Consider the following 20,488-nt stretch of genomic DNA (forward strand, 5'->3'; position numbering starts at 1 on the left):
GACTAATGCGTATTGATCGTTTAACCAGCAAATTACAGTTGGCATTATCTGACTCTCAATCCCTGGCGGTGGGCCTCGACCATCCGGCCATTGAGCCTGCGCACTTGATGCAGGCGCTCCTGGAGCAGCAAGGTGGTTCTATCAAGCCCTTGCTGATGCAGGTGGGCTTCGACGTCAACAGCCTGCGCAAGGAGTTGAGCAAAGAGCTCGACCAATTGCCGAAAATCCAAAATCCGACCGGCGACGTGAATATGTCCCAGGACTTGGCGCGCCTGCTTAACCAAGCGGACCGCCTGGCCCAGCAAAAGGGCGACCAGTTCATCTCCAGCGAACTGGTGCTGCTCGCCGCCATGGACGAAAACAGCAAACTCGGCAAGTTGTTGCTGGGCCAGGGCGTGAGCAAGAAAGCCCTGGAAAACGCCATCAACAACCTGCGTGGCGGCGACGCGGTGAACGACCCCAATCATGAGGAGTCGCGCCAGGCCCTGGACAAATACACCGTCGACCTGACCAAGCGCGCCGAAGACGGCAAGCTTGACCCGGTGATCGGGCGTGACGATGAAATCCGTCGCACCATCCAGGTCCTGCAACGTCGCACCAAGAACAACCCGGTGCTGATCGGTGAGCCTGGCGTGGGTAAAACCGCGATTGCCGAAGGTCTGGCCCAGCGCATCATCAATGGTGAAGTGCCGGACGGCCTTAAAGGCAAGCGCCTGCTGTCCCTGGACATGGGGGCGTTGATCGCTGGCGCCAAGTTCCGTGGTGAGTTCGAAGAGCGCCTCAAATCCCTGCTGAATGAACTGTCGAAGCAGGAAGGGCAGATCATTCTGTTTATCGACGAACTGCACACCATGGTCGGCGCTGGTAAAGGCGAGGGCTCGATGGATGCGGGCAACATGCTCAAGCCAGCGTTGGCGCGGGGTGAGTTGCATTGTGTCGGTGCCACTACGCTCAACGAGTATCGCCAGTACATTGAAAAGGACGCGGCCCTTGAACGTCGCTTCCAGAAAGTGCTGGTGGAAGAGCCGAGCGAAGAAGACACCATCGCGATCCTGCGTGGCCTGAAAGAGCGTTATGAGGTCCACCACAAAGTGGCCATCACTGACGGCGCGATCATTGCGGCGGCGAAATTGAGCCATCGCTATATCACCGACCGGCAGTTGCCCGACAAGGCCATCGACTTGATCGACGAAGCGGCCAGCCGCATTCGCATGGAGATTGACTCCAAGCCGGAAGTGCTCGACCGTCTGGATCGGCGTCTGATTCAACTTAAAGTTGAATCCCAGGCCCTGAAGAAAGAAGAGGACGACGCGGCGAAGAAACGCCTGGAAAAACTCCAGGAAGAAATCGTCCGTCTGGAACGCGAGTATTCGGACCTGGAAGAAATCTGGACTTCGGAAAAAGCCGAAGTGCAGGGCTCTGCGCAGATCCAGCAGAAAATCGAGCAGTCCCGCCAGGAGCTGGAAGCAGCGCGCCGTAAAGGCGACCTGAACCGCATGGCCGAGTTGCAGTACGGGGTGATCCCGGACCTGGAACGCAGCCTGCAAATGGTCGACCAGCATGGCCACAGCGAGAACCAGTTGCTGCGCAGCAAGGTGACCGAGGAAGAAATTGCCGAAGTCGTCTCGAAGTGGACCGGCATTCCAGTGTCGAAAATGCTCGAAGGCGAGCGCGACAAGCTGCTGAAGATGGAAAGCCTGTTGCACCAGCGTGTGATTGGCCAGGAAGAAGCCGTGGTGGCTGTGTCCAACGCGGTACGGCGTTCGCGGGCCGGGTTGTCCGACCCGAACCGTCCGAGCGGCTCGTTCATGTTCCTCGGCCCAACCGGCGTGGGTAAGACCGAGTTGTGCAAGGCCTTGGCCGAGTTCCTCTTTGATACTGAAGAGGCCATGGTGCGGATCGATATGTCCGAATTCATGGAGAAACACTCGGTGGCTCGTTTGATCGGTGCGCCACCAGGCTATGTGGGCTACGAGGAAGGTGGCTACCTGACCGAAGCCGTGCGGCGTAAGCCTTACTCGGTGATCCTGCTGGACGAGGTCGAGAAGGCCCACCCGGACGTGTTCAACGTGTTGCTGCAGGTGTTGGAAGATGGCCGGCTGACGGACAGCCACGGACGTACCGTGGACTTCCGCAACACGGTGATCGTGATGACCTCCAACCTGGGCTCTGCGCAGATCCAGGAGTTGGTCGGAGATCGTGAAGGCCAGCGTGCTGCGGTGATGGATGCGCTGACCAGTCACTTCCGCCCGGAATTTATCAACCGGGTCGATGAAGTGGTGATCTTCGAGCCTCTGGCGCGGGATCAGATCGCCGGTATCACGGAGATCCAGCTGGGTCGTCTGCGCAGCCGCCTCGCCGAGCGCGAGCTGGACCTGGTGCTGAGCAGCGAGGCGTTGGACAAGTTGATCGCGGTTGGTTACGACCCGGTGTATGGCGCACGGCCTCTGAAACGTGCGATCCAGCGCTGGATCGAGAACCCGCTGGCGCAGCTGATCCTGTCGGGCAGCTTCATGCCTGGCACCAGCGTCGAAGCGACCGTGGAAAACGACGAAATCGTCTTCCACTAAGCCTCTTCACTGGCGTAATAAAAGAAGGCCCCGCATCGCGGGGCCTTTTTTTTTCGATAGGGCGTTGAACTGTAAGGAAAAGGCTTGTAAAGTGCGCCCCGCAGCAACGTCAGCCCACGGGTTTCTTCTCCCCAAGAAGAAATCAGAAACAAGCGCAAATCATTGTCTTAAAAGCAATTTAAAGGGTTGACAGGGGTTTTTAAGATTGTAGAATAGCGCGCCTCAGACACGACAACGTAGCGATACGGAAGCGTCGAAGAGAAGGTTACACCGCAGTAGAAGTTGTACGTTGAAATATGTTGTTCCGTGATAGCTCAGTCGGTAGAGCAAATGACTGTTAATCATTGGGTCCCAGGTTCGAGTCCTGGTCACGGAGCCAATTTCAAATCGGGGTATAGCGCAGTCCGGTAGCGCGCCTGCTTTGGGAGCAGGATGTCGGGAGTTCGAATCCCCCTACCCCGACCATTTTTGGGTCGTTAGCTCAGTTGGTAGAGCAGTTGGCTTTTAACCAATTGGTCGTAGGTTCGAATCCCACACGACCCACCATTTTTGAAACCAGTTAACGCTGGAATCAAATCTTAAGATCAGAGGCCAAAAGCGCTGATCGAAGAAGGCGACTGAAAGGTCGCCTTTTTATTACCGGGGTATAGCGCAGTCCGGTAGCGCGCCTGCTTTGGGAGCAGGATGTCGGGAGTTCGAATCCCCCTACCCCGACCATATTAAAAATCCTCGTATCGAAAGATACGGGGATTTTTTTTGCCTGCAAAAACCTGAATTCACCGCAAAGCAAATGTGGGAGCGGGCTTGCTCGCGAAAGCGGTGTGTCAGTCAGTACATCTGGCACTGAACCACCGCATTCGCGAGCAAGCCCGCTCCCACATTTATCAGGTCACATTCCAGACCCGGTTGTTAATGCAATTTGAGGCGTGGCTCAGTCCCGCGGCCAATCCTGCTACCCAGCATCAACATCGCCGTGCGAAAGAAGCCATACAGCGCCATCTGGTGCATGCGGTACAGCGACACATAGAACATCCGCGCCAACCAGCCCTCCAGCATCACGCTGCCAGTGAGGTTGCCCATCAAGTTACCCACAGCGGAAAAACGCGACAGCGAAATCAGCGAGCCGTAGTCGGTGTACTTGTAGCTCGGCAGGGCCTTGCCTTCGATGCGCAATTTCAGCGACTTGGCCAGCAATGAAGCCTGCTGGTGAGCCGCCTGGGCCCGTGGCGGTACGTTGCGGTCGGTGCCCGGCTGCGGGCAGGCGGCGCAATCGCCAAAGGCAAAGATGTTCTCGTCACGGGTGGTTTGCAGCGTCGGCAGCACTTGCAGCTGGTTGATGCGGTTGGTTTCCAGGCCATCGATGTCCTTGAGGAAACCCGGTGCGCGAATCCCGGCGGCCCAGACTTTCAGGCTGGCAGGAATTACCTGGCCGCTGCTGGTAATCAGCGCGTCGGCGGTTACTTCGCTGACCGCCGAGTTTGTCAGCACGGTCACGCCGAGCTTCTCCAGGGTTTTATGCACAGGTCCACCGATGCGTTCCGGCAGGGCAGGCAACACCCGTGGGCCGGCTTCGATCAGGGTGATGTGCATATTTTCCGGCTTGATCCGGTCCAGGCCATAGGCCGCCAGTTCATGGGCTGCGTTATGCAGTTCGGCCGCCAGCTCGACGCCTGTGGCGCCGGCACCGACGATAGCCACGCTGATCTGCTCGACAGCATCAGTCTGCCCGGCATGCGCGCGCAGATAGTGGTTGAGCAATTGCTGGTGGAAACGCTCGGCCTGCTTGCGTGTGTCGAGGAACAGGCAGTGCTGCGCTGCGCCTTCGGTGCCGAAGTCGTTGGTGGTGCTGCCGACGGCGATCACCAGGCTGTCATAGTCCAGTACGCGCGCGGGCACCAGTTCGCGGCCTTCTTCATCGAGGGTGGCGGCCAGCTGGATTTTCTTCTGTTCACGATCAAGCCCGCTCATGCGGCCCAGCTGGAACTCGAAGTGGTTCCATTTGGCTTGGGCGACATAATTGAGTTCGTCTTCCGAAGAGTTCAGCGAGCCGGCGGCCACTTCGTGCAGCAGTGGCTTCCAGATGTGGGTCAGGTTGGTGTCCACCAGCGTGATGCTGGCGGTGCCGCGCTTGCCCAGAGTCTTACCCAGGCGGGTAGCCAACTCCAGGCCGCCGGCGCCGCCGCCGACGATAATAATACGATGGGTCATGGGGGTATCTCGCAAGGCTAAAAGAAATCGGAGCAGTTACCCCCGCGAGCGCCAGGCAGCTCATAGCGTCAGGTAACTCAAAAGGCGGCTCAACAGACCGAGGCCGATCACTGCAACCAGCACCACGCCGAGGAGCAGCCACGGCCGGAAAGGCTTGCGCTCGACTCGGTTCTGGGAGAGTTGCAGGTACTCTTCGACATGCTGTTGGTCATCGGGGTTCAGGCGGCTGGTCATAAAGGCCTCGTCAGGTAGACGTTGCAAAAGGGCGCCACGTTACAGTCCGGGGGCTCAGAGGCTGATGCCCACGTCGAACACTATGCTGCGGCCCAGGTTGTTGCGCAAGAAATCCGGCGCGTCGGGGTGAGCGAACAGCACCCGTGCAAACGTTGGCCCCACCAGCGACAGCGAGCGCCAGCCCTGGCGCAGGTATTCCGTCGGCGGTGGGAAGTGGCTGTTGAGGTCGAGCACTTCGCGCTTGAGGCTGGTGAAGGCGATGAGATCCAGCTCGCCCAGGTCCATGCCGCGTTCTTTATAGTTGTGCGCCTTTTTGCGCAGCGTCGGCGCCAGGCGCAACAGGAATTCATGGGCTGGGATCCGCCGCGGCTTGGCTTCACGGCGCACCAGTTGGCTGAGGGAGAACGCGCTGCGTCGGCGCAGCAACTCGTCGCGCCATTCGTCGTTCAGGCGCCGGCCTTCATCCAGTACAAAAAATACTTCGAAGCTGGCGTCGCGAAACAGCACGTCCGGCGGCTCTTGCCCGGCGGCGTGGAACTCTTCAACGCGGTAGGGCACATTCAAGCCTTGCAGCAGGCGCTGGCAGACCCAACGCTCACGCTCCCATTTGCGGGCATTGGACAAAAACGCGTTGGCTTGTTCGGCCGCTACCGTGAGCAGGCGCAAGTAATCTGAGTCATCCATGCTTGCAGCTTAGCGTTCAAATGATGACCGCAGGAAGTCCCGTTGCATAAGCTCGGTGTAGACTGCCTACTCGACCGTTATTCAAGCATGGGGGCCGCCGTGATCAGTGCTGCAGTGCTCGCACCACAAACCCTTGGCCTTGGCTGGCTGCTATTTGTGCCTGTGGTGGTGTGGGCGATTTTGCGTTCGCCGTGGGTCGAGCTGTTCGCCGACCGACGGCGCCAGCATTTGCTGTTCGGCACGGTGTTCGCACTGTTCATGCTCTGGTTGGTACGCAGGGATTTCGATACCGGCGTGTCTTACCATTTCATCGGCATGACCGCCGTGACCCTGCTGCTGGATTGGCCCCTGGCCATTGTCGGTGGCTTTGCCGCCCAGCTCGGCTTGATGCTGCTGGGGCGCCAGGATCTGGCCGCGCTTGGCGTCAACGGCCTGCTGCTGATCGTGTTGCCGGTGCTGGTCACTGAAGGCTGCGCGCTGCTGGTGGAGCGCGCACAGCCTCGCAACCCCTTTGTGTATATCTTCTGCTCCGGTTTTTTCGCCGCCGCCCTGTCAGCCTTGCTCTGTCTGCTGCTCGGGCTGGGCTTGCTGTGGTTCGACGGACGTTTTGCCATGCCGGAATGGCTGGAAGACTTTGTCGGTTACCTATGGCTGATCATCTTTCCCGAAGCCTTTATCAACGGCATGGTCATCAGCGCCCTGGTAGTGTTTTGCCCTGAATGGCTGGAGACCTTCAACCGTACCCGCTACCTCTCGGCGCCCTGGAATGACGACGATTCGCGGCGTTGACCCAGATCAAATCCTATCGGCACGCGCAGGCCCATGCTCTGCGAAATTTTCCAGGAGCACGAATCATGAGTGTGTATGAGTGGGCACGGCAGGAGTTGCGCAGAAGCCAGGACGCAGCGCAGGAAATCGGTTTTGACCCCGGCTTGACCCTGCGCGCCATGCTCAGCGCGGTGGTGCAGCAGAGCAAGGGCGTGCGCAGTTTCGAAGACCTGGCCGACGAGCTGCAATACCTTGCAGAAAACCTCGACGACCAGCAGGAATACGCCTTTATGCGGCCTTAGTGGCGCGGCGTCAGGTCTTCGGAAAACAGCTCGTCCTCGGCATCCGGCGCCACGGGAATCTTGTGTTCCTCAGCTGCCCAGGCGCCCAGGTCGATGAGTTTGCAACGGTCCGAGCAGAACGGCCGGTTGAGGTTGGTCGCTGTCCATTCCACGGGTGCGCCGCAGGTTGGGCAGTCGACGGTCAAGGGTTGGCTCATGATCGGCCTCCACGCAAAGTAAGGTAAAAGTGGTGCAGTCGCTCGACCTCGCTGTGCAGCCAGGCGAGGTCCTTGTCGTTGACCAGCACGTCATCGGCATGGCTCAGGCGCTCTTCGCGGCTCGATTGGGCCTTGAGGATCGCCTGCACCTGCTGCTCGCTGATGCCATCGCGCTGCAGGGTACGCTGAATCTGCAGCGATTGCGGCACGTCGATCACCAGGATGCGCTGGGTCATGCTGTGCTGGCCGGACTCGATCAGCAGCGGTGACACCAGGATCGCGTAAGGCGACTGCGCGTGCGCCAGGTGGCTGCGAATCTCTTCGCCAATCAACGGGTGCAGCAAGCCTTCCAGCCAGCGGCGCTCTTCGGGGATTTCAAAGATCAGCTTGCGTAACGCCGCGCGGTCCAGTTGGCCGTCAGGCTGCAGCACGCTTGCGCCAAAATGCTCGGCGATGCGTGCCAGTGCCGGCCGGCCAGGCTCGACGACCCAGCGGGCGGCGTGGTCGGCGTCCACCAGGTCGACACCCAGGTCGATAAAGTGTTGCGCCGCCGCGCTTTTGCCGCTGCCGATGCCGCCAGTGAGGCCAAGAATCCAGGGTGTTGCAACAGAAGTGGTCATCTGAAACCGACAGACTGCAAATAGAAGTCGGTTATTTGACCACCCCAGAGCAATGCAATCCAGCCGGCAATTGCCAGATAAGGACCGAACGGCATCGGAGTCGACGCTTCGGTCTTGCGCAGGCGCATCAGGATCAGCCCGACAAACACCCCCAGCAATGAAGACATCAGCAGGGTCATCGGCAGGATCTGCCAGCCGCCCCAGGCACCCAGCAGCGCCAGTAACTTGAAGTCTCCATGACCCATACCGTCCTTGCCGGTGGCGAGTTTGAACAGCCAGAACACTGTCCATAGGCTCATATAGCCGATCACTGCACCCCACAGCGCATCGGGCAGTGTCACCAGCAACTCGAAACTGTTGAGGACCAGCCCCATCCACATCAGCGGCAGTACCAGCACATCCGGCAGTAGTTGGTGGTCCGCATCGATCAGGCTCATGGCCAGCAGGCCCCAGGTCAGCAGCATCACCGCTGCCGCTGGCCAGCCAAAACCGAAGTGCCAGGCAACCACGGCCGAAAGCAGCGCGCAGGCCAGTTCGGTGCAGGGGTAGCGTGCACTGATCGGCTCACGGCAATGAGCGCAGCGCCCCCTGAGGAGCAGGAAGCTCAACAGCGGGATATTTTCCCAGGGGCGAATCGGCTGACTGCAATGCGGGCAGCAGGAGTTGGGGTGCATCAGGTTGTAGGTCGGGCCGGGTGGCTCGGTCGGCAGGCCGAGGACTTCCTGGGCCTGGGCGCGCCATTCGCGTTCGAGCATTTTCGGCAGGCGCCACACCAGCACGTTGAGAAAGCTGCCGACGATCAGGCCCAGCACCAGTGCCATGCCGATAAAGGCCCAAGGGTGTTCGCTCAGCAGCAAGCTCAAAATGCCGACCCCAACTGGAAGACTGGCAGGTACATTGCGATCACCAGCGCACCGACAATCCCTCCCAGTATGACCATGATCAGCGGTTCCATCAGGCTGGTGAGGTGGTCGACCAGTGTGTCCACGTCAGCCTCATAGTGGTTTGCCACCTTTTCCAGCATGCGGTCCAACGTGCCGGACTCTTCGCCGATAACGGTCATCTGGATCGCCATGGCTGGAAACAGGCCGCTGGTGGTCATGGATTGATTCAACTGAATACCTGTGGATACATCGTCGCGCAGGCGCTCGATGGCTTGTCTGAATGGCCCATTGCCGACGGCGCAGGCGACCGAGTCCAATGCCTGCACCAGGGGGACGCCTGCACTGAACGTAGTCGAGAGTGTGCGAGCGTAGCGGGCGACGGCGGACTTTTTCAACAGTGTGCCTGCCAGGGGCGCTTTCAACAAACCGGCTTGCAGCCGGTGACGAAACCCAGGGGATACACGATAGGCCCGGCGCAGCCCGGCCACTGCCGTGCCCAGGCCGAGTGCGAGCAGCCACCAGGCGTTGCGCAGGAATTCCGACAGGGCAATGACCACTTGGGTAAAGCCGGGCAATTTGCTGCCGCTGCCGGCGAACAGGGTCTGGAACTGTGGCACGACGTGCACCAGCAGCAACGTGCTGACTACGCCGGCGACCACCAGCACAGCCACAGGGTAGGTCATGGCTTTTTTGATCCGCGCCTTGAGCTGCTGGGTTTTTTCCAGGTGCAGCGCCACGCGTTCCAACAGGGTTTCCAGGGCGCCTGCCTGCTCGCCCGCGGCAATCAGGTTGCAGTACAACGCATCGAAATGGCGCGGCTGTTTACGCAGTGCCGTGGCCAGGTTGCTGCCGCCGGCGATCTCCTGTTTCAAGCTTTTGACCAGCGCCTGCATGCGCCGGTTTTCGCAGCCCTCTGCGAGGATGTCGAGGGCTTGCAGCAGCGCAATTCCGGCTTTCAGCAGCGTCGCCAACTGTCGGGTGAAGAGGGCGATGTCGGCGGATTTGATCGGTGGGGCGAGGTCTGGAAAAACACGGGAGCGCTGGCGCACACGCTCGGGGCAGATGCCTTGTTGGCGCAGTTGCGCCTTGATCAGCGCAGGGTTGTGGCCGACGGTTTGCCCGGACACCCTGCGCCCTTTGCGGTTGATGCCTTCCCAGGCGTAGATCGTTGACGCGTTGTCCATGTCACTGTTCCGCATGCCGGTGGTGGAGAATTTATAGCGTAGTCAGGTGACGGATTCGGGCACGCGGGTGGTGCACGATAAAATGTCAGAATGTGCGTCTTGGATACGATTGGCCGCTCGCGGGTGAGTACACTGGCGCGGCTGCACACTACGGGGCGCAGGATGCGCCTTGTCATAGGTTCTATTCTGGAGAGTGAATGTGATGCGTCAGAAAGGCTTTACCCTGATCGAGTTGTTGATCGTCGTGGCAATCATTGGCATTTTGGCCACCATCGGCCTGCCGATGTACACCACGCACCAGGCCAAGGCCAAGTTCACGGCGGGGCTGGCGGAAATCACCGCGTTGAAAGCCGGTTACGAGGACATCTTCAATCAAGGCACCGTGCCGACCGTCCCCCTGATCGGTGGGACTAGCCCGACCGCCCACTGCAAGATCGATGTGGCGGGGGATGTGGCCACGGGCACTGGTTCCATCAGTTGCGAAATCCTCGACGCCCCGGCGCCGGTGCTGGGCAAGACCATCACGTTGACCCGTGATGCGACCAAGGGCTGGAAGTGTGTTACCAGCGCTGAAGCAAAATACGTTGCCAAGGGCTGTGGCGCCGACGGCGCCTAACGACCCAACCATCCACACGGACGTAGAGGTGGACGATGGCCTTTTCCATACGGCAGCGCGGTAACGTTTTCCTGGTGCTGGCGGTGTGCCTGCTGGTGCTGGGGATCTGTGTGCCGTTCGGCGGTCATGATCTTCAGCGCACGCTCCAGATTGCCCTGGCGCTGCTCGCGCTGCTGTATGGGTTGTCGGTCAACCACGGGCCGTGGCTGGATCGGCCCGCCGCCATAGGCCTGGCGCTGGTGATCGCGCTGGGGATGATTTCCTCGGGGCTGGCGCACCAACCGCTCTGGGCGTTCACCGAGGTGGCACTGTTTATCAGTTGCGGCCTGATTGCCGTGGCGTTTGCCGCGGTGCGCCGCGAGGGGGGGGAGCGCCTGGATCGTGTGCTGATCCTGATCGTGGTGCTGCTGTGCCTGGTCAAGTCGGCCCAGTACCTGTATGCCGGCATGCTGGCGTTTACCAGTGGCCAGCGCCTGCTGGACCCGGATCTGCTGCTGTCAGGCTTCTCCAACAAACGTTTCTACGGTCAATTTCAGACCTTCACGCTGCCGTTGCTGGCGCTTCCCTTGCTGTTGCCCACGCTCTCTCGCCCAGTGCGCGCTGCGGTGTTGGCGTTGCTGTGCGTATGGTGGTTGATCGCAATCAGCGGCGGTACGCGCGGTACTTGGCTGGGCCTGGGCACGGCAGGGGTGCTGCTGGCGGCGCTGGGGCCAGGAGGGCGGCGCTGGGTGGCCTGGCAACTGGCGGCGGCGGGCGGCGGGTTGCTGCTGTACTGGCTGCTGTTCACGGGGCTGGCGGGCTACTTGGGGATCGAGTTGTCCAGCGGTGCCGGCGATCGTCTCACCACGTCGCTGTCTGGGCGTGGGCCGATCTGGTGGCAGGCCTGGCATATGATCGTCGAGCGGCCTTGGCTGGGGTTCGGGCCGATGCAGTTTGCCGATATTCCCAACGTGATTGCGGCCCATCCCCATCAGGCGATTCTGCAATGGGCCAGCGAATGGGGTGTGCCATCAACCCTGGTTGTCATTGCGCTGGCCTGGCGTGGCGGTTGGGCCACGCTTGGCGTACTGCGTGAACGTGGGTTGTCGACCCAGCGTGTGGATTTGTTGCGTCTGTGCCTGTTCGCGGCCTTGGTCGCTGCGCTGGTGCAGTCGATGGTCGATGGGGTAATCGTGATGCCCATCTCGCAACTGTGGCTGGCACTGGTGGTGGGTTGGCTGCTGGCGCTGCATCCGCGAGTGCCGGGCGGTGCCGCGCTGCCGATGGTCGCGGGTGTATGGACGGTGCTGAGTGTCGTGGCCGTTGGTCTGCTGATATTTGTTGCTGCACGTGATGTACCGCACATCACGCAGGCGCAGCAGCGCTACATTGATGCGACCCATAACCACCTGCAGCCACGCTTCTGGGCCCAGGGGGTAATCGCGCTGCCACGTCCGTGAGTTGCCGGACACCCGATGCGGTGCTAGCTTTAGCCCACCGCCCGTGTAGCTCAGTTGGTAGAGCAGCGCACTCGTAACGCGAAGGTCGCAGGTTCGATTCCTGTCTCGGGCAAAAAGGCAGCACTGTTTTCAGATGATCCCAAGAATGGTTCTGAAGGCCAGACGAGCCGGTATTCACGCCCGCTCTTTTGTATCTGCGAGACCTTGATGACCCAGATGCATCCCCATTCCTCGATCTAAGAGAACGACATGACCACAACTGAAATGACCCAGGAAGTTCGGCACGCCAAAGCCCTCGACAAATACATCGAGGAGTCGCCGCAGCTTAAAGAAGAGATCAAGGATTTGAGCGCTGATGACCGGCGTGATCAGATCCAGTGGGCATTCGAGGATGAGGCCGAGAGCCAGGGCCTGCAGCCTTGGGAATTGACCCTCAAGTACACCTCGACACCGGAAGAGTTCGAAGAGGCACGCTTGGCATTGCACAAGGAGGCGGCCGAAGTGTTGGGCGTCGAATGGGAAGAATACTGCGAGATGAATAATCTGGTGGTCTGAGCCGAGCGTGTTGTGGCGAGGCGGCAAGCCTCCTCGCCACAACAGCAGGCTGGTGCCTGGCCTCAGATACTGAGGCGCATCGATAGATCCACCGCCTTCACGTCCTTGGTCATCGCGCCGATGGAGATGTAGTCCACACCGGTTTGCGCGATAGGCAGCAACGTACTTTCATTGATCCCGCCACTGGCCTCCAGCTTGGCCTTGCCGGCATTCAGACGAACGGCTTCACGCATATCGTCCAGGCTCAGTTCGTCGAGCATGATGATGTCGGCGCCTGCCGCCAGCGCTTCACGCAACTCTTCCAGGCTTTCCACTTCGATTTCCACCGGTTTGCCCGGGGCGATCTTGTGCGCGGCAGTAATGGCCTGGGCGATGCCACCACAGGCGGCGATATGGTTTTCCTTGATCAGGAACGCGTCATACAAACCGATGCGGTGGTTGTGGCAGCCGCCACAGGTGACTGCGTATTTCTGCGCCAGGCGCAGGCCAGGCAGGGTCTTGCGGGTGTCCAGCAGCTTGACCTGGGTGCTCGCGACAAAATCCGCCAGGAACCGGGCACGCGTCGCCACGCCTGACAGCAGTTGCAAGAAATTCAGTGCGCTGCGTTCGCCGCTGAGCAGCGAGCGTGCGGGGCCTTCGAGGTGGAACAGCGTCTGGTTGGGGCTGACACGCTCACCGTCGGCCACCTGCCAGTGCACCGCAACCCGTGGGTCCAGCTGGCGGAACACGGCATCTACCCAGGCTGTGCCGGCAATCACCGCCGCATCACGGGTAATGATGGTGGCCTTGGCCAGCCGCTCGGCCGGGATCAACTGCGCGGTGATGTCGCCGCTGCCGATGTCTTCGAGCAGCGCGCGGCGCACGTTGGCTTCGATTTCGGCGGTGAGGTCGGCAAGACGGAGATTCGGCATAACAGGCTCCACAAACAAAGTGTCCCGATTATAGGGGCAGTGTGCGCCCGAACCCAGAACCCACCGCTCAATTGCTGCCAAATGACAGAGTTCGCTGGCGCAACTGCCCCTCTTTGCAAGATAATCTCGCGCCTTGCAATTGGCGTCATAGCTTTGACGTCTTGGTGATGACTGGAATCGCGCAGCGCCCGCCCCATCATTCCCCAACAGACACCGCCGTATCAGGAGGCCAGGATGCACTATGACGGAAAGGTGGTGCCCATTAGCAAAGCACACACCACGCCATCGCCGCTCGCGCGCTTGCCGGTGGTGTTGCTGCAGGTTCGCGACAAGGCGGCGCAGCAGTTGCAGCAGGGCTTGCAGGAGTTGTTCGATAACGCCGACGACACCCTGTTCGAGATGGCCGACAAGGCGCGCAACAACCTCGATCACCACATTTTCTTTGAAGCCATGCGCGACCTGCGCCTCAAGCGCAAGAATTTCGAGCGTGTGTTCATGGAGCAGCTGTTCGCTGCCTTCGCCAACCTGGGCCTGGCCGGGCAGGGGGAGCGGCAGTTGGTGCCGGTGGTGTCCTACGACGCAGTGCCGGGCACGTCCAGCGATGAGTTGGAAAAAGCCGTGGCACTGGAGGCCATGCTGGGGCGGGTGCGACACCGCGACGGCCTGGCCCTGGGCCAACTGACGGCGCGCTTGAGCGCCTTGCTGGACAAGTGCCTGGATGAGCGCGAAAACCCGCTGGGGCCTGCGCTGTTATGTGAGTTCTTCCTGCGTGCGGGGCGCAGCCTTGGGGTGGAGATCCGCGTCAAGCTGATCATGCTCAAGCTGTTTGAAAAATACGTGCTCAGCGACGCCGACCAACTGTACGGCGAAGCCAACCGATTGCTGGTTGCCACCGGCGTATTGCCTGAGCTCAAGGCCGCACCGTCGCGGCGTCCCGGCGGGCGAACGGCCCGTGAGGGCTTGCGTGAAGACAGCGCACCGAACGCTGATCCGCCGCTCGATGAGAACGGCCAGCAAGCGTTTGCCGCCCTACAGGCATTGCTCAAGGCCGTGCGTGGCGGCGTGGCGCCCACCCTGGAAGCCAGCGCCGAACCACAACCGATCGCCACCCGCGACCTGTTGCGGCTGCTGTCCCATTTGCAGCAATACGTGCCTGCGTCAGAAACCGAAGATGATGTCGACCTGCGCAACCAGCTTGGGCAACTGCTGACCCGGGTCAGCGTCAAGAGTGGCAAGTCCCGGGTGGTGGAAGTTGCGGACGAAGACGTGATCAACCTGATCGCCATGTTGTTCGAGTTCATTCGCAAGGACTGCAATCTGCCGGACCCCTTCAAGGCGTTGATCGCGCGATTGCAGATCCCGCTGCTGAAAGTCGCGGTGCTGGATAAAAGCTTTTTCAGCCGCGCCAGCCATCCGGCGCGGCGGCTGCTCAATGAAATCGCTGCTGTTGCCCTGGGCTGGAGCCCTCGCGAAGATTATTCGCGGGACTACCTCTACCTGCGTATCGAGCAGGTAGTGCAGCGTCTGCTGAATGATTTTGTGGAAGACCCGGCGATTTTTTCCCAACTGCTCGTAGAGTTCACGGCGTTTACCGCCGATGAGCAACGTCGCAGCGAACTGGTCGAGCAACACACCCGCGATGCCGAAGACACGCGCGTACGCACCGACGCCGCCCGCCAGCGGGTGGCCGATGTGCTTAATCGTCGGCTGCTGGGCAAGACCTTGCCGCAAGCCGTGGTGCAATTCCTGCAACAGGCCTGGAGCCAGGTGCTGTTGCTGGCCAGCCTCAAGCATGGCGAGCAGTCGGTGCAGTGGCTGGCAGCGTTGCGCACCATGGACGATTTGATCTGGAGCGTGGGCCTGCAGGACGACACCGAGGCCGGGCGGCATCTGCTGGCGCGGCTGCCGGGATTGCTCAAGGCTCTGCGCGACGGCCTGACCAGCGCGGCGTTCGACCCGTTCAGCACCCGTGAATTCTTCATCCGCCTCCAAGCGTTGCACGTGCAGCCACTGGACGGCGTCGAAACCTTGAGCGTTGTGCGCGAGCCCTTTGTATTTAGTGCCGAGTTGCCCGACGCCGCCGAGGATTTGCCGAGTGACGATCCCGACCTGATCAACGCCTACCAGACGCGCATCGGTGACTGGATCGAGTTCCAGGACGGCGCGGACACCGTGCAGCGTTGCAAGCTGACGACGATCGTCGCGCCGGCCAATCGCTACGTGTTCATCAACCGCACCGGGCTCAAGGTGCTGGAGCAGCGTGTGGGGCAATTGGCGCTTGGATTCAAGCGTGGCACCTTGCGCAGGCTTGACGACGGGTTGCTGTTCGACCGGGCGCTGGCCTCGGTGCTGGGCCACCTGCGTCAACTCAATCGCGCCAAGGCATCGCAACCATAGGCTTGAACGCGGCATACTGGTCACACTTTGTCACGCTCAAGGACCCTGTATGCAGTTGGACCCCCTCAGCGGTTGGTGCAAGGGCATCCGTCATTGCCCTTCGCCCAACTTCAACGAGCGCCCTGTCGGCGAAATCTCGCTGTTGGTGGTGCATAACATCAGCCTGCCACCTGCGCAGTTTGCCACCGGCAAGGTGCAAGAGTTTTTCCAGAATCGCCTGGATGTCACGGAACATCCCTACTTTGAAGGGATTGCCGACCTGCGGGTATCTGCGCATTTTCTGATTGAGCGCGACGGCGCGGTGACGCAGTTTGTCGCGTGCGTCGACCGGGCCTGGCATGCCGGTGTCTCGTCGTTCGAAGGGCGTGAGACGTGCAATGACTTTTCCCTTGGCATCGAGTTGGAGGGCACGGATGACTTGCCGTACACCGACGCCCAATATGCGTCGCTGATCGACCTGACCCGCCAATTGCTGGCAGCGTATCCAGGCATCACCCGCCAACGTATTTGTGGTCATAGCGATATAGCGCCGGGGCGCAAGACCGATCCCGGCCCGGCTTTTGATTGGACGCGCTTTCGCAGCGCTTTGCAGGATGGAGGACACGCACAATGAGTTTCCTGGTATTGGTGCTGGCGGTGTGGATCGAGAAGTTCTCGGCCCTGCGCCAACGATTGCAGCGTGATGGCGGCTGGCTGCGCGAGCTGGCCAGGCTGGAATCGAGCCCGCGCATGGGCAAGCGGCCGTGGCTGATCCTGGCCGCGTTGGTGCTGTTGCCGGTGGCCTTGCTGGCATTGTTGCTGCTGGTGCTGGAACCAGTGGCCTACGGCCTGTTGGCGCTGCCGGTGCACTTGCTGGTGGTGATTTACAGCCTGGGGCGAGGCGATCTGTTGGCCGGGCTCGGGCCGTTTCGTGATGCCTGGCGGCGCGGTGATCTGCAAGCCGCCGAACACGTGGCCGAACGTGACCTGCAACTGGGCGCCGACAGTGGCGAGCAACTGCTTGAACGCGTGCAGGGCCACCTGCTGTGGCAGGCCTATCAGAGCTTTTTTGCGGTGATTTTCTGGTATTTCCTGCTGGGCCCGGTCGCCGCGTTGGCCTACCGCCTGTTGGCATTGGCCAACGAACACAGCAAGAACCCGCTGGTGGCCGAGCGCGCCGGGCAACTGCGTCATGCTTTTGACTGGTTGCCGGTGCGCTTGCTCGCGGCCAGCTTTGCCCTGGTGGGCAACTTCGTTGCCGTCAGCCGCGTGATGCTCCACGAACTACTGAGCTGGGACATCAGCGCCGCGCAACTGGTGGAAAAAGTCGGCCTGGTGGCCGCTGAAATCCCACCGCCGGTGGTGGGGGCCGACGGCATCAACAGCCTGGACCGCTTGTGGGAACTGCTGCTGCGCGCGGCGGTGCTGTGGTATGCCGGCTTCGCGATCTGGACCGTATTGCCATAAACCCTTGTGGGAGCCGGCTTGCTCCCACATTTGTTTTTGCCGCGCCAAACGCTCGTTAACCTTACGTTACAAAACTTCCTTTCAAATTGAGCTATACAGATGCTGGCGTTCTGCCGTCGCCCTGACCTCAATAAAAATAAAAGAAAGGGAGTTCACCCGTGAAGAGCTTGCTCTATCCCGCCGTTGCGCTGATGAATCGCTTGAGCTTCGGCATGAAGTTCAGCCTGATCAGCGTGCTGTTCCTGCTGCCTATGTTGGCCACCAACTATTATCTGGTGCGCGATTCCTGGCGCGAATTCCAGGGCACCCGCATCGAACTGCAAAGCCTGGATCTGCTCGGCAGCAGCCTGGCCCTGCGCCGCGACCTGGAAACCCTGAACAACCAGGTGCAAATCAACGCGACCCTTGGCCAATCCGGCAAGGCCGGTGACCTGGAGGGCAAGATCAGCGCGTTGGAGCAGAGTGTGCTGAGCCGCCTGCAAAGCCTCAACGCAATGACCACCGATCCCGAACAAATCGCCGCGTTTGACGGCAAGCGCGACGAGCTGATCGCGGCCTTCAAGGCCCAGCAACAGGAAACCTCGCTGCTGAGCAAAAGCGCGCTGATCGGCAAACTGCCCAACAAAGCGCAGATGCTCAGCCAGATCATCGCCAGCCAATCCGGCTTGAGCCGCGACCCCCAGGGCGATCTGCGCCAACTCAGCGAGCTGATCACCAGTGTCACCCCACAGGTCACCCAGACCCTGGGTGAAGGTCGGGCGATGGGGGCCTACTCCCTCGGCCAGGGCTTTCTCAATTCATCCTCGAGCACGCGCTTCGACGAACTGCTACAGCAGTTGGAAAAACTCCATGGCGAATACGCCTTGAAGCTGCAAGATGCCCTGGGCTCCAGCAAGGCCGCCCACGCCGCGCTCGACAGCCTGGCCACGGCCAGCAACGCCAGCCTCAAGCACGCCAGCGAGTTGTTTGAAGAGCAGGTGGTGATGGCCGAAACCCTCGACGCGCCGTGGCAGGGCTTCTATGACAGCGTCAGCCAGTTGATGGCCCAGACCTACCAGCTGGATGAGGCGACCCTGACGTTCCTCGGGCACCAATTGGAGCAACGCCTGGCGCAAAACCGCACGCATATGGTGGTGCTGGTCGCGGCGCTGACGGCGGTGTTTTTGCTGATCTTCTATTTATATGCGGGCTTCTACGCCTCCACCCGCACCACCCTGCGACGCCTCGGCGCGATGATGGACAAGGTGGCGGCCGGTGACATGACCGTCACCTTCGTTGCCCACAGCCGCGACGAACTCGGTGACCTCGGCCAGGTGTTCAACGGCACCGTGGCAAAAATCCATGACCTGATCGAGCGCGTCGGGCACACCGTCAGCCAGGTGGAGCACCAGGCCGGGCAAGTGGAAACGGTATCGGCCCAGAGCAACCAGGCGGTATCCGGCCAGCGTAGCCAGATCGAACAGGTGGCGACGGCGATGAACCAGATGTCGTCCACCGCCCAGGAAGTGGCGCGCAGTGCGGCGGCGGCGGTCAGCAGTGCCCATAGTGTCAACGATGAAACCGTCAGCGGCCGTGGCCTGGTGCAGTCCCAGCAGGGCAGCATCGCGCGCCTGGCCTCGGAGATCGACCAGTCGGTGCGGGTGATCAACCAACTGGCCACCGACAGCCAATCCATCAGCAGCGTGCTGGAAGTGATCAAAAGCATCGCCGAACAAACCAACCTGCTGGCGCTCAATGCCGCCATCGAGGCGGCGCGGGCCGGTGAACAGGGGCGCGGTTTTGCGGTGGTGGCCGATGAGGTACGCACCCTGGCGCGGCGTACCCAGCATTCCACCGAAGAAATCGAACAGATGATCAGCCGCTTGCACAGCGGTGTCGCCGCTGCGGTGAAAGCCATGGGCAGCAGCCATGAAATGGCGAATGGCACCGTGGAGCAGTCGGAAAAAGTCCAGCAGGCGCTGGAAAATATCCTAGGCGCCGTAGGAATGATCGTTGATCAGAACCAGCAGATTGCCGCCGCCGTGGAGCAACAGACCGCCGTCGCCCATGACATCGACCAGAACATCGTCGAAATCAATCGCGCCGGTGAACACGCGGCCCAGGGCGCTTATCAGACCGAAACCGCGAGCCGGCAACTGTCGATGCAGGTGATCGAGCTGAAGCAGCTGATCGGGGCGTTTCGTGTGTAAGGTCTTGGTGTAGGGTTTTTCTTTTTGGCGTGTGGTGTATGTCCTAATTTGCCTGAGGCTCTTTCCGTGGTGTGTGAATGGGCGAAACTTCACCTCTCTCACATTCAGGTTTTGGGGACGCACGGCGATGACCACTGCAGTCGGCATCAAAGGGCACTGCGCCCATTGTGACATCACGTTTGAACTCAAGCCTTGGCAGTTGAATGCCATCGCCATCAAGGAACCCTTCGACTGTCCGTATTGCCAGCGGGTCTTGCACCTGAGCTGCCCACGGCAGTTGCGCAAGCTCAGGACGCTGGACCATTGGGCGCTGGTCCACCCGGGCATGATGGTGCTGACCTGCATGGTGCTGATCGTGGCACTGGTGGCGGAGTGGGTCGGGCTGGTCAGCGTGATCGGGCAGCTCAATGTTTCGCTGGTGGTGGTGTTGGTGCATGGCCTGGCATTGCGTTATGCGCGCTACCGGCAGCGGTTGACCCTTAGCCTGGAAGCGGTCAGCCCGGTGCTACCAATGGAACAACTCGCACGCATTGCGTGTGCTCGCCTCAGCCAGCAATAAGGGGCTGATGCCCATCCGCTCGGCCAGGGCGTGGCAAATCTGGGGTAGATGCTCCGGGCTGTTGCGCTGGCCCGGATACATCACGGGCGCCATGTCCGGGGCATCGGTCTCCAGCACCACGCTGTCCAGCGGCAACTGTGCCAGTACCTTATGCATGCGCAGCGCCTGGGGCCAGGTGGCCGCGCCGCCCAGGCCCAGTTTGAAGCCCAGCTTGATGTACTCGCGGGCTTCCTCCCGGCTGCCGGCGAAGGCATGGATGATGCCGCCCCGTGGCAGGCGGATGCGCTTGAGGGTGGCGATCACCGCGGCATGGCTGCGACGTACGTGCAAAAGCGCCGGCAGCTGGAAGTCCACCGCCAGCTTGAGCTGGGCTTCAAACAGGCTTTGCTGGCGCTCGCGATCCAGTTGTTCGAGGAAGTAATCCAGGCCGATCTCGCCCACCGCACACAGTTGCCGATGGCCGTGCAGGCGCGTGAGCCAATCGCCCAGTTCGGTCAGGTCGGCGGGGCGGTGGTCATCGAGATACACCGGATGCAGGCCAAAGGCTGCGAACAGGCCTTCATCCTCCAGCACCAGATCCCACAACCGCTGCCAATTCTGCTGATACACCCCCAGCACCACCATGCGCCGCACGCCAAGTGCACGGCTGTGGGCGAGGACGGCGCGGCGATCGTTGTCGAACTCCGCGAAGTCCAGGTGGGTGTGGGTGTCGATCAGCTCCACGC

The 20,488-nt window shown here is 60.9% G+C and carries 20 protein-coding genes and 5 tRNA genes; 16 read left to right on the plus strand and 9 right to left on the minus strand.

Going from position 1 to position 20,488, the window contains the following annotated elements:
• Window positions 1–5: 5 nt before the first annotated feature.
• The 5 genes from clpB (at window position 6) to AC3ISR_RS03995 (ending at window position 3,287) form a co-directional block, all read left to right on the plus strand.
• Entirely contained in the window at window positions 6–2,570 is a 2,565-nt protein-coding gene (clpB, locus tag AC3ISR_RS03975) for an ATP-dependent chaperone ClpB (protein WP_192297745.1), read from the plus strand.
• Window positions 2,571–2,873: 303 nt separating this feature from the next.
• Window positions 2,874–2,949 (plus strand) — tRNA-Asn (locus tag AC3ISR_RS03980).
• A 9-nt stretch (window positions 2,950–2,958) separates the two neighbouring features.
• Window positions 2,959–3,035: transfer RNA gene (locus AC3ISR_RS03985), tRNA-Pro, on the plus strand.
• 5 nt (window positions 3,036–3,040) lie between these two features.
• Window positions 3,041–3,116: transfer RNA gene (locus tag AC3ISR_RS03990), tRNA-Lys, on the plus strand.
• 94 nt (window positions 3,117–3,210) lie between these two features.
• Window positions 3,211–3,287 (plus strand) — tRNA-Pro (locus AC3ISR_RS03995).
• Between the two features lie 192 nt (window positions 3,288–3,479).
• On the opposite strand, the gene AC3ISR_RS04000 is transcribed toward AC3ISR_RS03995, so the two are convergent.
• The 3 genes from AC3ISR_RS04000 to AC3ISR_RS04010 are packed head-to-tail and all read right to left on the minus strand — an operon-like array spanning window position 3,480 to window position 5,696.
• Window positions 3,480–4,778: an NAD(P)/FAD-dependent oxidoreductase gene (locus AC3ISR_RS04000; protein ID WP_192297744.1), complete on the minus strand. Its 1,299-nt coding sequence runs from the start codon at window positions 4,776–4,778 to the stop codon at window positions 3,480–3,482.
• A 60-nt stretch (window positions 4,779–4,838) separates the two neighbouring features.
• Window positions 4,839–5,012: a DUF3094 family protein gene (locus AC3ISR_RS04005; RefSeq protein ID WP_064450648.1), complete on the minus strand. Its 174-nt coding sequence runs from the start codon at window positions 5,010–5,012 to the stop codon at window positions 4,839–4,841.
• A 54-nt stretch (window positions 5,013–5,066) separates the two neighbouring features.
• Window positions 5,067–5,696: a DUF1780 domain-containing protein gene (locus tag AC3ISR_RS04010; protein ID WP_003188431.1), complete on the minus strand. Its 630-nt coding sequence runs from the start codon at window positions 5,694–5,696 to the stop codon at window positions 5,067–5,069.
• A 99-nt stretch (window positions 5,697–5,795) separates the two neighbouring features.
• Here AC3ISR_RS04010 and AC3ISR_RS04015 point away from each other — a divergent pair, with 99 nt between their 5' ends.
• Window positions 5,796–6,485, plus strand: coding sequence for an energy-coupling factor ABC transporter permease (locus AC3ISR_RS04015; protein ID WP_192297840.1), 690 nt, complete (start codon window positions 5,796–5,798; stop codon window positions 6,483–6,485).
• A gap of 65 nt (window positions 6,486–6,550) precedes the next feature.
• Window positions 6,551–6,766 (plus strand): hypothetical protein, encoded by a 216-nt coding sequence (locus AC3ISR_RS04020; RefSeq protein WP_003171680.1) that lies wholly within the window; start codon window positions 6,551–6,553, stop codon window positions 6,764–6,766.
• On the opposite strand, the gene yacG is transcribed toward AC3ISR_RS04020, so the two are convergent.
• Genes yacG through AC3ISR_RS04040 form a run of 4 tightly spaced genes read right to left on the minus strand, consistent with a single transcriptional unit; the run spans window position 6,763 to window position 9,651 of the window.
• Window positions 6,763–6,963, minus strand: coding sequence for a DNA gyrase inhibitor YacG (gene yacG, locus AC3ISR_RS04025; RefSeq protein WP_017737928.1), 201 nt, complete (start codon window positions 6,961–6,963; stop codon window positions 6,763–6,765). The two genes, AC3ISR_RS04020 and yacG, sit on opposite strands and share 4 nt — an antisense overlap.
• A complete protein-coding gene (gene coaE / locus AC3ISR_RS04030; RefSeq protein WP_192297743.1) occupies window positions 6,960–7,583 on the minus strand; it encodes a dephospho-CoA kinase in 624 nt (207 codons plus the stop codon). Before coaE ends, yacG begins: the two co-directional genes overlap by 4 nt.
• The gene (locus AC3ISR_RS04035; RefSeq protein WP_463983210.1) at window positions 7,580–8,446 is read right to left on the minus strand and encodes a prepilin peptidase; all 867 of its coding nucleotides are present in this window, start codon (window positions 8,444–8,446) and stop codon (window positions 7,580–7,582) included. The genes coaE and AC3ISR_RS04035 overlap by 4 nt, the downstream gene beginning before the upstream one ends.
• Window positions 8,443–9,651, minus strand: coding sequence for a type II secretion system F family protein (locus AC3ISR_RS04040; RefSeq protein ID WP_463983211.1), 1,209 nt, complete (start codon window positions 9,649–9,651; stop codon window positions 8,443–8,445). The genes AC3ISR_RS04035 and AC3ISR_RS04040 overlap by 4 nt, the downstream gene beginning before the upstream one ends.
• A 202-nt stretch (window positions 9,652–9,853) precedes the next feature.
• On the opposite strand from AC3ISR_RS04040, the gene AC3ISR_RS04045 reads away from it, so the two are divergent.
• The 4 genes from AC3ISR_RS04045 to AC3ISR_RS04060 all read left to right on the plus strand — a co-directional run bounded on the left by AC3ISR_RS04045 (window position 9,854) and on the right by AC3ISR_RS04060 (window position 12,261).
• Entirely contained in the window at window positions 9,854–10,267 is a 414-nt protein-coding gene (locus AC3ISR_RS04045) for a pilin (protein WP_192297839.1), read from the plus strand.
• 35 nt (window positions 10,268–10,302) lie between these two features.
• Window positions 10,303–11,706, plus strand: coding sequence for an O-antigen ligase family protein (locus tag AC3ISR_RS04050; RefSeq protein WP_192297740.1), 1,404 nt, complete (start codon window positions 10,303–10,305; stop codon window positions 11,704–11,706).
• A 39-nt stretch (window positions 11,707–11,745) separates the two neighbouring features.
• Window positions 11,746–11,818 (plus strand) — tRNA-Thr (locus AC3ISR_RS04055).
• Between the two features lie 137 nt (window positions 11,819–11,955).
• Window positions 11,956–12,261, plus strand: coding sequence for a DUF6388 family protein (locus AC3ISR_RS04060; RefSeq protein WP_192297739.1), 306 nt, complete (start codon window positions 11,956–11,958; stop codon window positions 12,259–12,261).
• 62 nt (window positions 12,262–12,323) lie between these two features.
• Here the strand turns inward: AC3ISR_RS04060 and nadC are convergent, their stop codons facing one another.
• A complete protein-coding gene (nadC, locus tag AC3ISR_RS04065; RefSeq protein ID WP_192297738.1) occupies window positions 12,324–13,172 on the minus strand; it encodes a carboxylating nicotinate-nucleotide diphosphorylase in 849 nt (282 codons plus the stop codon).
• A gap of 234 nt (window positions 13,173–13,406) precedes the next feature.
• Here nadC and AC3ISR_RS04070 point away from each other — a divergent pair, with 234 nt between their 5' ends.
• The 5 genes from AC3ISR_RS04070 to AC3ISR_RS04090 all read left to right on the plus strand — a co-directional run bounded on the left by AC3ISR_RS04070 (window position 13,407) and on the right by AC3ISR_RS04090 (window position 19,763).
• Complete coding sequence (locus AC3ISR_RS04070) at window positions 13,407–15,569, plus strand: DUF1631 domain-containing protein (RefSeq protein WP_463983213.1); 2,163 nt, start codon at window positions 13,407–13,409, stop codon at window positions 15,567–15,569.
• Between the two features lie 49 nt (window positions 15,570–15,618).
• On the plus strand, window positions 15,619–16,182 hold the full coding sequence (gene ampD / locus AC3ISR_RS04075; protein ID WP_463983214.1) for a 1,6-anhydro-N-acetylmuramyl-L-alanine amidase AmpD: 564 nt from the start codon (window positions 15,619–15,621) through the stop codon (window positions 16,180–16,182).
• Complete coding sequence (gene ampE / locus AC3ISR_RS04080) at window positions 16,179–17,015, plus strand: regulatory signaling modulator protein AmpE (RefSeq protein WP_192297735.1); 837 nt, start codon at window positions 16,179–16,181, stop codon at window positions 17,013–17,015. Before ampD ends, ampE begins: the two co-directional genes overlap by 4 nt.
• Before the next feature lie 1,484 nt (window positions 17,016–18,499).
• Window positions 18,500–19,204, plus strand: coding sequence for a methyl-accepting chemotaxis protein (locus AC3ISR_RS04085; RefSeq protein ID WP_370694906.1), 705 nt, complete (start codon window positions 18,500–18,502; stop codon window positions 19,202–19,204).
• Window positions 19,205–19,331: 127 nt separating this feature from the next.
• A complete protein-coding gene (locus tag AC3ISR_RS04090) occupies window positions 19,332–19,763 on the plus strand; it encodes a hypothetical protein (protein ID WP_192297733.1) in 432 nt (143 codons plus the stop codon).
• Here the strand turns inward: AC3ISR_RS04090 and AC3ISR_RS04095 are convergent.
• On the minus strand, window positions 19,710–20,486 hold the full coding sequence (locus AC3ISR_RS04095) for a TatD family hydrolase (protein ID WP_192297732.1): 777 nt from the start codon (window positions 20,484–20,486) through the stop codon (window positions 19,710–19,712). The genes AC3ISR_RS04090 and AC3ISR_RS04095 overlap by 54 nt on opposite strands.
• Window positions 20,487–20,488: the final 2 nt, after the last annotated feature.

It is taken from the genome of Pseudomonas sp. GL_117, assembly GCF_057835125.1.

What these genes read in the sequence shown, in the direction of transcription:
- clpB (WP_192297745.1), top strand. Translation starts at nt 6, where the DNA reads ATGCGTATTGATCGTTTAACCAGCAAATTACAGTTGGCATTATCTGAC.
- AC3ISR_RS04000 (WP_192297744.1), bottom strand. Translation starts at nt 4,778, where the DNA reads ATGACCCATCGTATTATTATCGTCGGCGGCGGCGCCGGCGGCCTGGAG.
- AC3ISR_RS04005 (WP_064450648.1), bottom strand. Translation starts at nt 5,012, where the DNA reads ATGACCAGCCGCCTGAACCCCGATGACCAACAGCATGTCGAAGAGTAC.
- AC3ISR_RS04010 (WP_003188431.1), bottom strand. Translation starts at nt 5,696, where the DNA reads ATGGATGACTCAGATTACTTGCGCCTGCTCACGGTAGCGGCCGAACAA.
- AC3ISR_RS04020 (WP_003171680.1), top strand. Translation starts at nt 6,551, where the DNA reads ATGAGTGTGTATGAGTGGGCACGGCAGGAGTTGCGCAGAAGCCAGGAC.
- yacG (WP_017737928.1), bottom strand. Translation starts at nt 6,963, where the DNA reads ATGAGCCAACCCTTGACCGTCGACTGCCCAACCTGCGGCGCACCCGTG.
- coaE (WP_192297743.1), bottom strand. Translation starts at nt 7,583, where the DNA reads ATGACCACTTCTGTTGCAACACCCTGGATTCTTGGCCTCACTGGCGGC.
- AC3ISR_RS04040 (WP_463983211.1), bottom strand. Translation starts at nt 9,651, where the DNA reads ATGGACAACGCGTCAACGATCTACGCCTGGGAAGGCATCAACCGCAAA.
- AC3ISR_RS04045 (WP_192297839.1), top strand. Translation starts at nt 9,854, where the DNA reads ATGCGTCAGAAAGGCTTTACCCTGATCGAGTTGTTGATCGTCGTGGCA.
- AC3ISR_RS04050 (WP_192297740.1), top strand. Translation starts at nt 10,303, where the DNA reads ATGGCCTTTTCCATACGGCAGCGCGGTAACGTTTTCCTGGTGCTGGCG.
- AC3ISR_RS04060 (WP_192297739.1), top strand. Translation starts at nt 11,956, where the DNA reads ATGACCACAACTGAAATGACCCAGGAAGTTCGGCACGCCAAAGCCCTC.
- nadC (WP_192297738.1), bottom strand. Translation starts at nt 13,172, where the DNA reads ATGCCGAATCTCCGTCTTGCCGACCTCACCGCCGAAATCGAAGCCAAC.
- AC3ISR_RS04070 (WP_463983213.1), top strand. Translation starts at nt 13,407, where the DNA reads ATGCACTATGACGGAAAGGTGGTGCCCATTAGCAAAGCACACACCACG.
- ampD (WP_463983214.1), top strand. Translation starts at nt 15,619, where the DNA reads ATGCAGTTGGACCCCCTCAGCGGTTGGTGCAAGGGCATCCGTCATTGC.
- ampE (WP_192297735.1), top strand. Translation starts at nt 16,179, where the DNA reads ATGAGTTTCCTGGTATTGGTGCTGGCGGTGTGGATCGAGAAGTTCTCG.
- AC3ISR_RS04085 (WP_370694906.1), top strand. Translation starts at nt 18,500, where the DNA reads ATGTCGTCCACCGCCCAGGAAGTGGCGCGCAGTGCGGCGGCGGCGGTC.
- AC3ISR_RS04090 (WP_192297733.1), top strand. Translation starts at nt 19,332, where the DNA reads ATGACCACTGCAGTCGGCATCAAAGGGCACTGCGCCCATTGTGACATC.